The organism is Haloarchaeobius salinus (assembly GCF_024464185.1).
GTDB classification, from domain to species: Archaea; Halobacteriota; Halobacteria; order Halobacteriales; family Natrialbaceae; genus Haloarchaeobius; species Haloarchaeobius salinus.
This window is the reverse complement of record NZ_JANHAU010000002.1, coordinates 212,207-228,475: the sequence shown is the minus strand read 5'-3', so window position 1 is coordinate 228,475 and position 16,269 is coordinate 212,207. Positions and strand designations below refer to the sequence as shown.

Below are 16,269 nucleotides of genomic sequence, written 5' to 3'. Positions count from 1 at the left end.
AAAGTAATAGGATACATTAGTGGTGGTTAAACACCCTTTAATTTCTGTCGGCGGTCGCGGACTCGGCCCGTCGCTGTGCCGTCCCGCCCGCCGCGTCGACGACCCGGAGCTCGACGACGAACACGGCACCGCCCCGCTCGCTCTCCTCGACCCAGACGTCGCCACCGAAGGCGTCCGTGAGCGTGTCCACGAGGTAGAGCCCGACGCCCGTGCCCTCGCTCTCGATCCCCTTCTCGCCGCGCCCGAAGATCTCCTCGCGCTGGTCCGGCGGGACGCCGGGGCCGTCGTCCGCGATCGCGATACGGACCGCATCGTCCGCCACGGTGCAGTCGACCCAGACACCGGGCTCGTCGCCGCTGTTGTGGACGACCGCGTTGTTCAGCAGGTTCGTGAACACGGAGGTGAGCATCTCGTTCCCGGCGACGCGGACCGCGGGCACCTCGTCGAGGTGGAAGCTCGCGTGCGGGAAGTTCGAGCGCGCCTTCTCGACCTCCGTCGCGAGGACGTGGTCGAGCGCCACCGGACTGAGCGTGAGCGAGCCGTCGCTGGTGATGGTCTCCATCAGCTCGCGGACCGTCTCGGTGATCTCGATGACGTGCTCCGCGCTCTCCATGGCGAGGCGGTAGTCGTCCTCGCCCGCCGGGTCGACGTGCGGTTCGAGGAGCTGCCCACGCCCGTGGAGCACGTTCATCTCGTTGCGGATGTCGTGGCGGACGATACGGTTCAGGATGGTTATCTCCTGCTCGCGGTTCCGGCGTTCGGTGATGTCGTGGAAGACGGCGACCGCACCGGTGCCGTCGGGGAACCGCGAGAGCTTCAGGTCGTAGAAACGCGTCTCGCCGTCGCAGTCCATGGTGAGTTCCCGGCTGGCGAGTTGCTCTCCAGCCCCGGCGTCGCCAGCCGCCACGACGTCCGCAAGCTCCACGTCGAGCACGTCGTCGATGACCTCGTGGACGACGCTCCGGTCGCCGACGAGCTCCTCCGCGGCGGGGTTCACGTCGACGATGTGGCCCGTATCGGTGAGCACGAACACCGCCTCGTCCATGTTCTTGAGGACGGTCGTCCGTGCGACCGGGAGCGTATCCAGCAGCTGGAACCGCTCGACAGCGACGTAGAACGCGAGCACCTTGACGGCGCTCGTGAGCGCGAGCGTGTCGAGTGGGACGAGGCGGAGCCACCAGACGGTCACCCCGACCATCACGAGCGTGATGGTACCGACGAGGACGCCGGTCTGGAGAGCGAACCCGCTCCGGGCCCGGAACAGACCGAGCAGTAGCGCGACGCCGACGACGAGGAGGCCGACCATGACGGTGGCGTAGACCCAGTACAGCGGGCCGAACGAAGGGACGAGCAGGCCGTTCTGGAGTTCACCCGCGGTGTAGAACAGCCCGTCGGACCCGTTCGTCCACGCCGCGACCTGGACGAGGGCGACGAGGACGACGAGTGCGGCCACGACACGGCGGGTCAGCAGGTGCTCGTTGTCGGTGTACTGGACCGCCATCAGCATGTAGCCGATCGACATGAACGACACCGCGAGGAACCGCCAGTTCCACCAGAACAGCTTCGTCGCGGGGTCCGTCGCACTCACCTTCAGCGCGACGACCGCCGAGAGGAGGACGACGCCGGTCACGTCGAGCAGGAATCCCTTCGCCGCCCGTCTGTCACGGTGTCGCCACAGCAGCACCCAGAGCCCCACTGTGAGGGCGAACGCGACGACGTATGGGATGGCGAGTGGTGTCAGTTCGTAGGGCACTGTTGGGACCTCGATCTGTCCGTACAAATAGATAAGGACGACGGGGGCTTTAGCCTACGGGCCGGTCAGTCGTCGTCGCTGGCCTCGACCCGGTTCTCGCGCTCTCGCGCGCGCTCGATGAACTCCTCGGGGAGCTCGTCGATCTCGCCGGCCTGCACGCCCCAGAGGTGGGCGTAGAGGTCGTCGTTGCCGAGCAGCTCCTCGTGGGTGCCGCGCTCGGCGATCCGGCCGTCCTCGAGGACGAGGATCTGGTCGGCGTCCTTGATGGTCGAGAGCCGGTGCGCGATGGCGAACGTGGTGCGGTCCTCGGCGAGCTCGTCGATGGAGCGCTGGATGAGCATCTCCGTCTCCGTGTCCACGTCGGAGGTCGCCTCGTCGAGCACGAGGATGGCGGGGTCCTTGAGGATGGCGCGGGCGATGGAGATGCGCTGGCGCTGGCCGCCCGAGAGCTTCACGCCGCGCTCGCCGACCTCGGTGTCGTAGCCGTCGGGGAGGTTCTGGATGAACTCGTGGGCCTCCGCCATCTTCGCGGCCTCGACGACGTCCTCGCGGTCGGCGTCGAAGCTACCGTAGGTGATGTTCTCCTCGACGGTGCCGTAGAACAGGAACGTGTCCTGGCTCACGTAGCCGATGTGCTGGCGCAGGCTCGGGATGGTCACGTCACGGAGGTCCTGCCCGTCGATCTCGATGGCTCCCTCGTCGACATCGTACATCCGGAGCAGGAGTTTGAGCACGGTCGACTTGCCGGCCCCGGTCGGGCCGACGAGCGCGAGCGTCTCGCCGCCGTCGACGTCGAAGTTGATGTCCTCGACGATGGTCTCCGCCTCGTCGTAGCCGAACGTCACGTCGTCGTAGGTGACGTTCCCGTCCTCGACGACGAGGTCCTCGGCGTCGGGGTCCTCGGCGATGCGCGAGGGCTCGTCCATCAGCCCGAAGATGCGCTCACTGGAGGCACGTGCCCGCTGGTACATGTTGATGATCTGCCCGAACTGCGCCATCGGCCAGATGAACCGCTGGGAGAGCAGGATGAACACGACGAACTCACCCTCCGAGAGCGTCCCGGTGAGGAACCACGGACCCTCGCCGCTGTACACCCAGAGCCCGCCGACGAGGAACGTGATGACGAAGCCGACGCCCGCGAGCACGCGCAGCGCCGGGAAGAACTTGATCCGCGTGTTGATGGCGTCCCAGTTCGCGTCGTAGTAGTCCTGGGAGACGTCGTCGACGCGGTCGGACTCGAAGTCCTCGGTGTTGTACGTCTTGATGACCTGCACGCCGCCGAGGTTGTTCTCCAGCCGGGAGTTCATCTGCCCGACCGACGAGCGCACGTCGGCGTACTTCGGCTGGATGATGCTGACGAACTTGTACGTCGTCAGCCCGATGAGCGGGACGACGACGAGCGTGATGAACGCGAGCTGCCAGTTGTAGTAGAAGAGGATGCCGGCGATGCCGAGCACCATCACGCTCAGGCGGAACGCCGAGTTCATCCCGTCGTTGAGGAACCGCTCGAGGCGGTTCACGTCGTTGCTGAGGATGGACATCATCTCGCCGGTCTGCTTGTCGGCGAAGAAGTCCATGTTGAGTCGCTGCATCTTGTCGTACGTGTCGGTGCGCACCTCGTGCTGGATGTGCTGGGCGAAGGAGTTCCAGCCCCAGTTGCGTGTCCAGTGGAACGCCGCGCCGCCGAAGAACGCGAACGCGATGATGCCCGAGGCCAGCACGACCTGGTCCTCGGCCGCCGGCGCGTACTCGTACAGCGGGATCGGCCCGAGCGCGAACGGCCGCGAGTCACGGAACGTCGCGTCGAGCGCGATGCCCAGTAGGACCGGCGGAAGCAGGTCCAGGAGGCGGGCGACGATGCTGGAGAGCAACCCCACCACGAAGGCGAGTTTGTTGTCCGACCCGTACTCGAGGAACAGCCGCTTCATCGGGTTCTCCGCGTTCTCCCGTTGTTCCTCGAACGGGTCGTCGTCTTCAGCTTCGATACTCATTGTGAATCTCCTGGTGTCTCGAACTGAAAAGGCTTGTTACGAATCGAAACGGTTGCCGGAACCGACAGCGACGGCTGGAGCTGTTGGGGCAGCATGGATTCGGAACTGAATCGCGGTACGTAAAGGGACTATCGAGGTGTGGCAACAGGGGACAGGGCCGGGTGTCGAACCGGGTCAGAGCCGTCGTTGCTCGATCTCGGGGTCGATACCCGCCTCGGCTAAATCCTCCCGGATTCGCGCCCGGAGCGGGTCCGGGACGGTGTCCCGGCCGACGGGCACGGCGACCTCGCCGTCGCCTTTCACCTTCCAGTAGATCACGCACTCACTCGGCGCGTAGAACTCGATGCTGTAGCGGTCGCCCGCGCCCTCGTAGTGGACGCGGGCGGCGAACCCCTCGGCGCGCCAGCCGTCGCGGTCGGCCAGCGCGGCAACGGCGTCGGTCATAGCGGGGAGTGGGGCCGACGGGAGGGTAGGCGTTCCGGTCGCGGCTCAGGACGAGTCGTTGTAGTACGGTTCGACGTAGTCACCGACCTCGATGCCGGTCTCGTTGGCGTAGCCGCGGGGGACCTCCAGCACGTACTGGCCCGTACCGGTCGCGGTGATCTCGTTGCCGTCCTCGTTCGGGCCGGGTGCGCGCCGGTGGTGGATGCTGTTGATGCGGCCGTCCGCGCCGACGAAAATGATGTCAAGCGGGAAGTCCATCCGACGCATCACGTACGTGTGCTGGCTCTCGCCGTCGTAGACGAACCACATCCCGTCGCCGTCAGCGAGGCTCTCGTGGTCGCTCAGCCCGGTGAATCGCTCCTGGCGGGTGTCCGCGACCTCGACGTCGATGACAGCCTTCTCCGTGCCGTTCTCGTCGGAGACCACGACGGTCCCGCCCTCGTACTGACTCTCGCCCGGCAGCTCGATCACCCCCAGGTACCAGAACATGGCGACGAGGAGGACCGCCGCGAACCCCAACAGGGCGAACTGAAAGAGGCGTTCTCGGTTCACACCTGACGATGGGACCCGCATCAGAAAAAGGGAAGCGTTATTCCGCCGGGTCGGTTACCGCCGAACGCGGGGTGGTGGTCTAGCCGGTTATGACATCTCCCTTACAAGGAGAAGGTCGCCAGTTCGAACCTGGCCCACCCCACTGATCGTTTTCGGACGGGTGTACGACAACTCGTCTGGAGAGGCTCGCTCGTTCGGCTGTGAACTACCTCGAAAGCCCCTTTTCGCCCTCCAACCATCTGGTTTCACTCGCACAGTCTCGCCAGCCGCGCGCCATCAGGCTGGGCAGGCTTCCTCACGCCAGGCCGTCACACACTTTACCCCCCACCCAGTAGTGACGGCGACGATGGCAGAGTACTACGTCGTGGTGGATGGGCACGAGTTCGAGGGGCCGTTCGAGAACCGGAAGTCGGCGAAGAAGCGGGCGGACGAGCTGAACACGAACGAGGTCGGCGGGCGGTACCGCGTCGCGTCGAAGTAGCGGCCGGGTGACCGACTCCGCGGCAGTTTTGTGTCGGAGGGGCGTCGGCTGGAACATGGACGAACGCATCCACGAGCACGCCGCAGTGCTCGTGAACTGGAGCGCCCGCGTGAGCGAGGGGGACAACGTCGTCGTCAGCGTCGACGAGGGCGCACACGACCTCGCCGTCGCGGTCGCCGCAGAGCTCGGTGACGTCGGCGCGAACATGTCGGTGCAGTACGGCTCCAGCGAGGTCGGCCGCGCGTACACGAAGGCCCACGACGGCGAGTTCGAGGAGAGCAGTCACGAGCTGGCACTGTACGAGGCGGCCGACGTGGTGCTCCGCCTCGGCGGCGGGCGCAACACGAGTGCGGACGCCGACGTGCCAGCGGAGACGCGACAGGCGTCCATGCAGGCGGCCCAGGGCGTGCGCGAGGCCGTGATGGCCACCGACTGGGTGTCGACGGTCCACCCGACGCGCTCGCTCGCCCAGCAGGCCGGGATGGCCTACGAGGAGTACCAGGAGTTCGTCTACGACGCCGTCCTCCGCGACTGGCAGGAACTCGCGGACGAGATGGCGGAGATGAAGGCGATCCTCGACGAGGGCAGCGAAGTCCGGTTGGTCAAGGAGGACACCGACATCACGATGTCCATCGAGGGCCGGACCGCCGTCAACTCCGCCGCGAGCGTCGCCTACGACAGCCACAACCTCCCCAGCGGCGAGGTGTTCACCGCGCCGTACGACACCGAGGGCGAGGTGTTCTTCGACGTGCCGATGACGCTCCGCGGGACGCGGGTCCAGAACGTCCATCTCACGTTCGCGGACGGCGAGGTCGTCGAGTACAGCGCCGACCAGGGCGAGGACGTCCTCGGCGAGATCCTCGATACCGACGAGGGCGCGCGCCGCCTCGGCGAGCTCGGCATCGGCATGAACCGCGGCATCGACCGCTTCACCGACAGCATCCTGTTCGACGAGAAGATGGGCGACACCGTCCACATGGCCGTCGGGCGCGCCTACGACGCGAACCTCCCCGAAGGCGAAGCGGGGAACGACTCCGCGGTCCACGTGGACATGATCACCGACGTGAGCGAGGACTCGCGCATGGAGGTCGACGGCGAGGTCGTCCAGCGCAACGGCGTCTTCCGGTGGGAGGACGGGTTCGAGGGATAGGGCGGTTCTCCTCCGGCGCGCTCTCAGAACCGTGGACCGCTCGCCAGCGAGCACCGATGGAATCAGTCAGGCGAGCCGAGCCAAACGGGCTGTCCCATCGCTTTCGCAGTCACCTTTTGGCCCAGCTTTTACGAGCGAGCCGGCGGCTCGCTCGATAAAAGGTGGTGGTTGAGAGGAGTAAGCCCCCTTCTGTTCGTCCCGGCATTCGGCTGAGCGTCCGTCGCCTCGTCCGGACTACCTGACGGCGCGGACTTGCACCGGTGGGGATTCGCCGTTCCATCCGTTCTCGCCCGTCGACACGCGGCGGACCGCGTGCCCGGACGTGGTCGCGGGTGCGACCACGCGCGCTCGGCGGGTCAGCTCCCTTCCCTTGCGGGTCGGTTCGCGCGCTCGCGGCTCGCGCCGTTCGCGCCGGGCGGTGACTCGCGTCACCGCTCGCGCCTCATCGCTCGGGGCGAGGGGTCTCGTTTCTGTTCCAGAGCCAGCGGTCTCCCGCTCCGGACTTGCATCCGGCCACCTGTCCGGACGGTGGGGGGACTTTCCTCACGTCGTGGCGGTGCCACGTCGCGGCGGCCGGGCTCTCTCTACCGTCGGAACGTAGCCCCGTTCCGCGTTTAAACCCCTCGGTCACAGGGGCGGTAGGAGGAGCCTACTCCCGGCGAGACGAAACGAAAGCGTTCAAGAGCGTGTCCCCCCATATACTGTCTATGTCGCAGGCAAAAGGCGTCCAGTTGACGTACGATGACGGGGCGCGCGCCGTCGAACTTGCGCGAGAAGCGGTGGAGGGCTTCGTCGTGAACGGTCGACGTGAGCAGCCAGGCAGCATGATCGACGCCTTCTACAACCGGACCGGTGCGTTCGTCCGGCTCGAATCGACCCGTGGGCGCGGGAGCCTCCGGGGCTGTGCCGGTGGCTACGAGTCGAACGACCAGCTCGGCCACGTCATCGTCGACGCCGCCATCGAGGCCGCCAGCGAGGACTCGTGTGGCTCGGAGGTCACACCGACGGAGCTCTCGAGTCTCACCGTCTCCGTCTGCTGTGTCTGCAACGTCGTCCTCACGGACGACCCGGTCGCCGACATGGAGCTCGGAACCCACGGGGTCGCCATCGACACGGGTAGCGAGCGCGGCTGGCTCTACCCGACCGTCCCGGTCGAGCACGGCTGGTCCGAGGCCGAGTACCTCGGCCGTGTCTGCCGGAAGGCCGGCCTGCCGCCAATGGCGTGGCAGCAGGAGGACGTGATGGTGACGCTGTTCGAGGGCCAGATCTTCCGCGAGCGCGACCCCGAGGGCAGCATCGAGGAGCTGACGAACTAGAACCCGACCCGCTCGGCGTCGCGGAGCGCCCGTTCTGCCGCCGCGTCGACGTCGAACTCACCGACTATCTCCCCATCCCGTAGCAGCGGCTCGAGCAGCGGTTCAGCGTCTTCGGGACCCTCACGGTCCGCCAGCCCGACCGCGTGCGCGCCGTCCGCGGTCCGGTACACCTGCTTCGTCCCGGAGAGCTTCCCGCGCTTGGCCGCCGGTTCGCCGTCCACGCTCACGATGTCGAGCGCGAAGTCCACGGGGTCGGCGTTCGTGATGTGGCTCCCGACGCCGAAGCCGTCCGCGAGGTCGCGCAGTTCGCGGATGCGCTCGGGGGTGAGCCCGCCGCTGACGAAGATGTCCACGTCGTCGTGGCCCCGGACGTCGAGCTCCCAGCGCACCTCGCGGATGATGTGCGCGAAGTCGCCCCGACGGGAGCCGGTCGTGTCGAGGCGCACGCCGTCTAACTCGTCGCCCAGCTCCTCGACCGCGCGCAGCGTCTCGTCGACCTCGTCGGTGTAGGTGTCACAGAGCGCGATGCGGGGCACCTCGGGCGGTGCGGCCTCGTGGAACGCCCGCCACGCCTCCTCCTGGTGGCCGCGACCCATGCAGATGACGAGCGCGTGGGGCATCGTCCCGCCGGCCTCCCGGCCGAGCAGCTCGCCCGCGGCGACGTGCGAGAAGCCGTCCAGCCCGCCGACGAGCGCGCTCCGTTCGACGACGGCGGCGATGGCGGGGTGGACGTGGCGCGCGCCGAACGAGAGCACCTGGGACTCCGGCGCGGCCAGTCGCGCCTCCAGTGCGGCCGTCGCGAAGCCCGAGGCCTGCGAGAGGAACCCCAGGATGGAGGTCTCCAGTCTGGCGAACTCGAGGTACGTCCCCTCGATTCGCATCACCGGCCCGCCGTCGAACAGCCCCCCCTCCGGGACTGCATCGACGTCGACGGGGCGGTCCTCCAGCAGTCCGGCGACACTCCTGACGCCGGCCAGTAGCTCGAACTCGCCGGACGGGAACTGATCGGCGGTCACCTCCGCCACGACACGCGGGTTCACCCCGGCGTGCTCCATCGCCCCTTCCGTGCGCTCGAAGTAGGCGTCCGTCGCGGTACCGTCGCGGATCGCCTCGGCGGGAATCACGTCGAACGGGTCGTCCATACCCGGCGGTTCTCGCCCCCGGGCAAAAACCTAGGCGGCTCCGGTCCGGTTCGCCGTCGTCGTGCCGGGGAGTGGCGACGACGCCGTCGCTCCGGCGTCCGCCGCGACGACGTCGAGTGAACCGGGCGCGTGCACGTCGTCGAGTTCTGCCACCGTCGGCGCGTTCACGACGAGCACCGTGTCCCCGTCCCTGACCACGCGGAACGCGTCGGCGAACCCACCCTCCGGCACGACGTAAACCCCTCCACCGCGGGATTCGGCTCCGTTGGCTGCCAGCAGTTCGCGGTAGGCGTCGGCGAACTCGCGCGCCTCGTCGGCCGACTCCCACTCGGACTGCCAGACGTACGCACCCTGGTCGCCGTCGGTGTAGAACACCAGCCGGTCGCCCTCCCAGCCGGCCGAGTACGGGTGCTCGTACGTGTACCGGTTCACACCCTCGCCGCTGGTGTAGTGCTCGCGGGGGACGACCTCGCCGTACCAGAACATGGAGTACGCCTGGGCCTCGCCGACCGTCTCGCGGACCGACTCGCCGCCGACCGTGATCCGCCGCCAGTCGTCGTTCGACCGGTCCGGCACCGTCACCGTCGCCGGCTGCCCGTCGGGGTACGTCCCGGGGTGGATGAGCTGTTCGGTGCTGACCGGGCGGTTCTCGAAGGCAGCGTCGACGGCGTCCCAGCCGCCGCGTTCGTACAGTGCCGCGACGAACCGCTCGCCCGCCGCGTACGGCGTGTACGTCGCCACCGAGAGCCCGACGTTCACGTTGCTACTGCCGCCGCCACCGTCCTCCTGGGGAACCTCGACGCAGTCCCACGTCCCCGCCGCGCAGCGCTGCTCGTACAGCCCCTCGACGTAGTTCGCGTCGCCCTCGACGACCCCCGACGCGGCCAGCCGGCCGTCCCGCGTCGTCGTGCGCGCGGCGAGCCCGAACTGCTGGTCCTGCAGCGCGTGCTCGAGTTCGTGCACCAGTGTCGCGCGAGAGAGCCGGAGCTGGTCGGACCCGTCGCTCACGATGACGATGTCGCCCGCGGAGTAGTAGCCGAGCACCGACGAGCCGTACAGCTCGCCGAACGCCTCGTCCACCGTCGTGTCCTCGTCGACGACGAACAGCGCCTCCCAGAACTGCTCGCGCCACTCCGGCGAGGAGCCGCCACCCCCGCGCTGCTCACGGTACGTCTCCCGGGAGATTATCTCGACCGAGACCGACTCCTCGAACTCGTGGCCGCGGAGGCGCTCGATGCGGGCCATCGCTCGTGCGGTGACCGCCTCGAGCTCCTGCTTGCTCAGTCCGTCGCTGGCGTCGACCGGTACCGAGTCGTTCCACCAGTAGCCGTCCTCCCAGCCGCGCACGTCGGTGTCCGGGTCGGGCCGGTTCGACTCCGGCTCGGCGAGGCGCGTCTCGCCGAACCCGAGGTCCAGACAGCCCGACAGGAGGAGCAGGCCGACGAGACAGGCGACGGGGAGGATACGTCTCATGGCCGTGGGTTCGGCTCGGGCGGCAAAGGAGTTTGGCCTGCAGTCAGGCCCCGACGACGCTCGCGTTCGTCGTGCCGGCACCGCTGCGGACGCCGCTCAGGTCGTCGACCGTCGGCGCGTTGACGATGGTGACGGTCGTCCCCTGCTGGACGACGTAGTAGGCGTCGCCGTACTCCGCACCGTCGTCGATGCGGTACGTGTTCGGTCGGTCGCTCACTGCCTGCGCGTCGTGGTGGTCGAGCAGGTCGCGGTAGGCGTCGGCGAACTCGGCCGCGTCGCCCTCGCTGTCCCACTCGGTCTGCCAGACGTAGCCCGTCTCGTTCGTCTCCATCGAATCGTCGGTGACGTACGGCAGGAGCCGGTCACCCGCCCAGCCGTCGGTGATGGGGTGGTCGTAGTTGAACGGGTCCGTCTGGTCGAGCTGCTGGCCGTCGTAGTTCAGGTGGTCCTGGTACGGGATGACGACGTCCGTCAGCTGGCCGGTCGCCTGGGTCGTCTCGTACGACGGGTACCAGAACATCACGTACAGCCCGGCCTCGCCGAAGGATGCGTAGTCGACGCCACCCTCGAGGTCGAGCACCTGCCACTCGCCCGAGCTCCGGTCCTCGATGGTCGGGTAGTCCGGTTCCTCGTCGGGGTACCGGTCGGGGTGGATGGTCTGCTCCGTGCTCGCCGGCGGGTTCTCGTACACCGCGTTCACGGCGTCCCAGCCGCCCTGCTCGTACAGCTGCTGGACGAACAGGACGCCGTCGCTGTACGGCTGGAAGGTGACCTGGTACAGCCCGAGGTGGATGTCGCTCGCGCCACCGCCGCCCTGGCCCTGCTGGGGCATCAGGCAGTCCCAGTCGGACTCACAGCGCTCCTGGTACAGCTGGTCCACGAGGTTGCCGTCACCCTCGATGATGCCGTCCCGGGCGTTGTGGAGCTCCTGGGTCGACTGGTTGAACGAGCTGATGTCGAAGCGCTGGTCCTGCAGCCCGTGGAACAGCTCCTGGGAGAGCGTGATCTCGTTCATCTCCGGCGTCTCCGAGTCGGAGATGATGACGATCTGCTCCTGGCTCGGCGAGTAGTAGCCACCGACACCCCCTGCGAAGTTGCGGTTCTGGACTGCGATGGCGTCGGTCGACTCGTCGACCATCAGCATCGCCTCCCACTTCACGTTCTGGTGGAGTCGGTTCTCGGGCGTCGTGTTTCCGGACTCGACCTCCTCGCGGTACTCCTCGCGCGAGATGATCTCGACGGGGACACGCTCCTCGAACTCCAGACCGCGGACCTGCTCCACCCGAGCCATCGAGCGCGCGACGACCGCGTCGAGTTCGGAGTCGTTCAGGCCGTCGCTCCGGTCGACGTCGAGGCTCTCGTTGTACCAGTAGCCGTCCTCCCAGCCCAGGACGTCCTCCTCGGGGTCGGCGGGGGCGGACGACTCACTGGAGCCGTCGCTCGTGGTCGGTTCGTCGGTCGGTTCTGCCGTCGTCTGTATCTCCTCGGTCGGTGCCGTGGTCTCGGTCTCGGGTGCACTCGAACCGGTGAGTGCGCTACAGCCCGCGAGGACCACGAGCAGGGCGACGAGGACGCTCGCCGTTGCTCGCATACGTCGAGCGACGGACCACGCGGAAATAAACCGCCCGGTGCTGCCGGCACAACGGACTTTGTGCTACCGTCCGAAGGAACCGATATGGAGTTCGACTCGACCGACACCGCGCTGGTGGTCGTAGACATGCAGAACGGCTTCTGCAAGCCGGATGGAAGCCTCTACGCGCCCGGGAGCGAGGCGGTCGTCGATCCGGTCGCGTCGCTGGTCGACCGGGCCCACGACGCCGGTGCACGGGTGGTGTTCACCCGAGACGTCCACCCGCCGGGACAGTTCGACGACGCGCACTACTACGACGAGTTCGAGCAGTGGGGCGAGCACGTCGTCGAGGGGTCGTGGGAGGCACAGCTGGTCGCGGAGCTGGAGGTGCGCGAGGGCGACCACGTCGTCGAGAAGCACACCTACGACGCGTTCCACGAGACGGAGCTGGACGGCTGGCTCACGACCCGTGGCATCGACGACCTCGTCATCTGCGGGACGCTCGCGAACGTCTGCGTGCTCCACACCGCCGGGAGCGCCGGGCTGCGGGACTACAGACCGGTGCTCGTGGACGACTGTATCGGTGCAATCGAGGACGACCACCGGGAGTACGCGCTGGACCACGCGGACTGGCTGTTCGGCGAGGTGGCGCGGTCCGACGACGTGACGTTCGTCGGTGGGAAGTGACGACGCTGCGGGGCATCGACGTCGCAGCCGCTGGCGTGACCGGAGTGAGTGGCGAACAGGCGACGCGGCAGGGGACACACGACGGTGCGTCGCACACCGACCTCGGCCGTCGCGTGGCGGTTCGTCAGAACACGCCGCCGTTGGCCCCGGCATCGTACTTGAAGCCACGGTGCGGCTGCCCCGGGCCCGGGCTACGCCGGGTCGACGGTGACCGTGACCGGCTCACCGACCGCGAACTCGTGGTCCGGGCAGACGAGCTTCGCGCCGAAACCCGCGTCGCGGGCGAGGAACAGCGAGAGCCCGTGGACCGGTTGCCCGTTCGCGCGCACGGCCACGTCGTCCCAGCGGACGGTCCGTCCCTCGGCGACGCCGACCCGTTCGCCGAGGAACGTCACGGGGCCGTCGCCGTCGCGTCGGGAGCCGCGCTCGTCGAACAGACCGCCGCAGTCGTAGTGTCTGAACCCACCGTCGAGTACGACCTGCGCCCCCTCGCTATCGGTCGCTTCGAGGCCGACGAACCGACCCGGAGCTGGATGACCGGGTGCGTCGAGCATCGCCCACGTGTCCCCCGTCGCGACGACCTCGCCGACCCCGTCCCAGGGGACCGCCTCGACGGGCACGTCGGCGACGAGCGGGAGCGACCCCGACGCGCGGTGGAGGTGCTGTTCCGGCCGGCGGAAGCCGACGTGGAGGTGCGGATCGACCCACGGGCCGAAGAAGCCGGGGAAGACGAGGTCGCCGAGGTCGTCGCCGACCGCGATTCGGGTCCCTGGGTCGAGCGGGGAGTCCACGTGCATGATGCGGGCGACAAGCTCGGGGGCGGTGGATTCGCCGCCGCCGACGGACAGCGCCGGCGTCGCCTCGACGTCCACGTCCACGAGCAGGAGGTGGTCCTCCTCGTCGGCGTAGTCACGTGGCGGTGCTCTGACCGTGACCGTCCCGCGTACCGTCCCGGCGACGGGGCTCGGGGCGGTGTCGTCGCCGGGGTAGCAGTCGACGGCGTTGCCCGCATCGTGGGCGGGGTACGGCGAGTTGTACAGCGAGAGCCGGTCGTACTGCTCGAGGACGGCCGGGCCGAGCGTGACCTCCATCGGGGACGGCTTCGGACCCGATGGGTTTAGACGCGTCGCCCCCAACCCGGAGCCATGCGCGTGGTTCGCGGCCGCGGGGAGGACCCGACGGCCGACGGCAAGGTGACGGCACGACTGCTCGACGAGGTCGGCGACAGTGGCGAGCCGGCGGTCCGGGTGTGGGCTCCGCATCGCATCGTCGCGTTCGGTCGGCGCGACGCCAACGAGGCTGGGTACGAGACGGCAGCCAGCGCGGCCGGAGAACGGGGCTTCGAGCCGGTCACCCGGAGCGTCGGCGGCCGGGCGGTCGCCTACGACGGCGAGACGACGCTCGCGTTCGCCCGCATCACGCCCGTCGAGGACATCCGCGGTGGGCTCGACGCACGGTACGAGGCGCTCACGGTCGACGTCCAGCGCGCCCTCCGTCGACTCGGGGTGCCGGCCGAACGCGGCGAGCCCTCGGACTCGTTCTGTCCCGGCCAGCACTCGCTCCAGCGCGACGGCAAGCTCGTCGGCATCGCCCAGCGCGTCCGTACCGACGCCGCCATCACCTCCGGTGTCTGCATCGTCCGGAACCACGGGGAGCTCGCGGACGTGCTCTCCGCGGTCTACGGCGCGCTCGACGCGCCGTTCGACCCGGACTCGCTGGGGAGCATCGGGCGCGCCGACGGGACGAGCGATCCCGAGACGGTGCGGGCGACCATCGAGGCGGAGCTGGTCGGCGAGGCGGAGCCGACCGTCGAGCAGCTCGACTGAGTGTCGGTCGAGTCGCTCGGCGCGCCGGAGTTCGAGAGACTTAGGACGCCCGCCGCGGGAGAGGGAGGTATGCTCATCGGCAACGCGACGCTGCCGGACGGGACGACCGCCGACGTGCGGGTCGACGGCGAGGCCATCGACGCCGTCGGCGATCTCGGCGGCGAGGCCGACGTGGACGCGACCGGGAAGCTGCTCATGCCCGGTGCCATCGACGTCCACGTCCACTTCCGCCAGCCCGGCTTCTCGCACAAGGAGACGTGGGCGACCGGCTCGCGGAGCGCCGCCGCGGGTGGCGTGACGACCGTCGTCGACCAGCCCAACACCGACCCGCCGACGGTCTCCGGGGACGCGTTCGACGAGAAGGCCGCCCTCGCCGCCGACTCGCTCGTCGACTGGGGCATCAACGGCGGCGTCACGGAGTCGTGGGACCCCGACTCGCTGTTCGACCGGTCGCTATTCGCGCTCGGCGAGGTGTTCCTCGCGGACTCGACGGGCGACATGGGCATCGAGGCCGACCTGTTCGACGACGCCGTCGACCTGGCCGCCGCGAACGACGTGCCCGTCACCGTCCACGCCGAGGACGCAGGCCTGTTCGACGAGGACGCCCTCGCGAACGCGGGCGACGGCGTCGGTCGGGAGGCCGACGTCGACGCCTGGTCCGCCTACCGGACCCCCGAGGCCGAGGCCGCCGCGGTCGAGCGCGCCTGCGAGGTCGCCGCCGACTCCGGGACCAACCTCCACATCGCCCACACGTCGACGCCGGAGGGCATCGACGCCGCCGCCGAGGCGGGCGCGACCTGCGAGGTCACCCCGCACCACCTGTTCCTCTCGCGCCTCGACTCCGACGAACTCGGCACGTACGGGCGGATGAACCCACCGCTGCGCTCGGCGGAGCGCCGCGAGGCCGTCTTCGAGCGCGTCGCCGACGGCACCGTCGACGTGGTCGCGACCGACCACGCGCCCCACACCGTCGCCGAGAAGGAAGCCACGATCCGGGACGCGCCGTCGGGCGTCCCCGGCGTCGAGACGATGGTCCCGCTCCTGCTCGCCGAGGCCGCCCGCGACGACGGCGCGTTCGGCGTCGAGCGCGTCCGCGACCTCGTCGCATCGAACCCCGCCGACATCTTCGGGCTCGACGCGAAGGGCCAGGTCGCGGCGGGCTACGACGCCGACCTCGCGCTGTACGACCTCGACGACACCCGCGAGGTCCGCGGCGAGGCCCTCCACTCGAACTGCGGGTGGACGCCGTTCGAGGGCTGGCGGGGCATCTTCCCCGAGTGGACGACGGTCCGGGGAACGGTCGTCTGGGACGGGGACGGCTTCGGCGAGCACGCGGGGCAGAACGTCCGGCACTGACCGGACGAACGGGAACCCTTTTCACGGCTCCTGCTCCCACGTACGCCCATGAAACTGCCCGGTGTCAACGACGCAGCCGTCGAAGCCTGGGAGCGCGTCGTCGAGGACCTGGAGGCCACGGCCGCCGAGTACCGCGACGACGGCTGGGAGGTCGTCGAGCTCCACCCCGGCGACGTGACGCCGCTGCCCCCGGACCACGAGCGCTTCGGCCTCGATGTACTCGTCCCCGGCGACGAGTACGAGACCGTCAGCGCGATGGTCACCGACACGGGAGCCGCGTTCGACGAGTTCGAGGTGTTCCGTGCGGTCCACGCCGGCCACGTCTTCCTCGTCGTCGCCGTCGAGGACGGATCGCGCGAGCAGGTGCTCCTCGTGCCCGTCTACTACGGCATCAAGGACGCCAAGGAGACGACCGAGGGCGTGCTGGAGCGGGACACCTTCCCGGTGCACATCCGCCCGCTCACCATCGAGGACGTGGTGACGGTCGAGCCGTCGGAGCCCGAGCTGCTGCTGCCGCCGACGGAGTGA

The 16,269-nt window shown here is 68.9% G+C and carries 15 protein-coding genes, 1 tRNA gene and 1 other RNA gene; 8 read left to right on the top strand and 9 right to left on the bottom strand.

What is annotated here, in order from left to right; translation table 11 throughout:
* Positions 1-37: 37 nt before the first annotated feature.
* The 4 genes from NO345_RS07705 to NO345_RS07690 form a co-directional block, all read right to left on the bottom strand.
* Positions 38-1,753, bottom strand: a complete 1,716-nt coding sequence (locus NO345_RS07705) for a sensor histidine kinase (protein WP_256298031.1) — start codon at positions 1,751-1,753, stop codon at positions 38-40.
* A gap of 65 nt (positions 1,754-1,818) precedes the next feature.
* Entirely contained in the window at positions 1,819-3,744 is a 1,926-nt protein-coding gene (locus tag NO345_RS07700) for an ABC transporter ATP-binding protein (RefSeq protein ID WP_256298030.1), read from the bottom strand.
* A gap of 174 nt (positions 3,745-3,918) precedes the next feature.
* Entirely contained in the window at positions 3,919-4,188 is a 270-nt protein-coding gene (locus NO345_RS07695; protein WP_256298028.1) for a DUF7538 family protein, read from the bottom strand.
* A gap of 45 nt (positions 4,189-4,233) precedes the next feature.
* Complete coding sequence (locus tag NO345_RS07690) at positions 4,234-4,740, bottom strand: DUF192 domain-containing protein (RefSeq protein ID WP_256298026.1); 507 nt, start codon at positions 4,738-4,740, stop codon at positions 4,234-4,236.
* A 68-nt stretch (positions 4,741-4,808) separates the two neighbouring features.
* Here NO345_RS07690 and NO345_RS07685 point away from each other — a divergent pair.
* From NO345_RS07685 to NO345_RS07675, 3 genes are all read left to right on the top strand, one after another.
* Positions 4,809-4,882 (top strand) — tRNA-Val (locus NO345_RS07685).
* 204 nt (positions 4,883-5,086) lie between these two features.
* The gene (locus NO345_RS07680; RefSeq protein ID WP_256298024.1) at positions 5,087-5,221 is read left to right on the top strand and encodes a hypothetical protein; all 135 of its coding nucleotides are present in this window, start codon (positions 5,087-5,089) and stop codon (positions 5,219-5,221) included.
* 55 nt (positions 5,222-5,276) lie between these two features.
* Positions 5,277-6,371 (top strand): aminopeptidase, encoded by a 1,095-nt coding sequence (locus NO345_RS07675; protein WP_256298022.1) that lies wholly within the window; start codon positions 5,277-5,279, stop codon positions 6,369-6,371.
* 166 nt (positions 6,372-6,537) lie between these two features.
* Here NO345_RS07675 and rnpB read toward each other — a convergent pair.
* Positions 6,538-6,960: RNase P RNA component (gene rnpB, locus NO345_RS07670), an RNA gene on the bottom strand.
* A 118-nt stretch (positions 6,961-7,078) separates the two neighbouring features.
* Between rnpB and NO345_RS07665 the strand changes: the two genes are divergently transcribed.
* Positions 7,079-7,687: a TIGR00296 family protein gene (locus NO345_RS07665; protein ID WP_256298020.1), complete on the top strand. Its 609-nt coding sequence runs from the start codon at positions 7,079-7,081 to the stop codon at positions 7,685-7,687.
* Here the strand turns inward: NO345_RS07665 and NO345_RS07660 are convergent.
* Genes NO345_RS07660 through NO345_RS07650 form a run of 3 tightly spaced genes read right to left on the bottom strand, consistent with a single transcriptional unit; the run spans position 7,684 to position 11,893 of the window.
* Positions 7,684-8,829 carry a nicotinate phosphoribosyltransferase gene (locus tag NO345_RS07660; protein WP_256298018.1) on the bottom strand — a complete coding sequence of 382 codons (1,146 nt, stop codon included), beginning with the start codon at positions 8,827-8,829 and terminating at the stop codon, positions 7,684-7,686. The genes NO345_RS07665 and NO345_RS07660 overlap by 4 nt on opposite strands.
* A gap of 30 nt (positions 8,830-8,859) precedes the next feature.
* Positions 8,860-10,302, bottom strand: coding sequence for an Hvo_1808 family surface protein (locus NO345_RS07655; protein WP_256298016.1), 1,443 nt, complete (start codon positions 10,300-10,302; stop codon positions 8,860-8,862).
* A gap of 43 nt (positions 10,303-10,345) precedes the next feature.
* Complete coding sequence (locus NO345_RS07650; protein ID WP_256298014.1) at positions 10,346-11,893, bottom strand: Hvo_1808 family surface protein; 1,548 nt, start codon at positions 11,891-11,893, stop codon at positions 10,346-10,348.
* 84 nt (positions 11,894-11,977) lie between these two features.
* Between NO345_RS07650 and NO345_RS07645 the strand changes: the two genes are divergently transcribed.
* A complete protein-coding gene (locus NO345_RS07645; RefSeq protein ID WP_256298012.1) occupies positions 11,978-12,559 on the top strand; it encodes a cysteine hydrolase family protein in 582 nt (193 codons plus the stop codon).
* A 191-nt stretch (positions 12,560-12,750) separates the two neighbouring features.
* Here the strand turns inward: NO345_RS07645 and NO345_RS07640 are convergent, their stop codons facing one another.
* On the bottom strand, positions 12,751-13,650 hold the full coding sequence (locus NO345_RS07640) for a DUF8155 domain-containing protein (RefSeq protein ID WP_256298010.1): 900 nt from the start codon (positions 13,648-13,650) through the stop codon (positions 12,751-12,753).
* Positions 13,651-13,704: 54 nt separating this feature from the next.
* Between NO345_RS07640 and NO345_RS07635 the strand changes: the two genes are divergently transcribed.
* The 3 genes from NO345_RS07635 (at position 13,705) to NO345_RS07625 (ending at position 16,269) form a co-directional block, all read left to right on the top strand.
* Positions 13,705-14,385 carry a lipoate--protein ligase family protein gene (locus NO345_RS07635; RefSeq protein WP_256298008.1) on the top strand — a complete coding sequence of 227 codons (681 nt, stop codon included), beginning with the start codon at positions 13,705-13,707 and terminating at the stop codon, positions 14,383-14,385.
* A 69-nt stretch (positions 14,386-14,454) separates the two neighbouring features.
* Entirely contained in the window at positions 14,455-15,741 is a 1,287-nt protein-coding gene (locus NO345_RS07630) for a dihydroorotase (RefSeq protein ID WP_256298006.1), read from the top strand.
* 48 nt (positions 15,742-15,789) lie between these two features.
* Positions 15,790-16,269, top strand: a complete 480-nt coding sequence (locus NO345_RS07625; RefSeq protein WP_256298004.1) for a DUF7529 family protein — start codon at positions 15,790-15,792, stop codon at positions 16,267-16,269.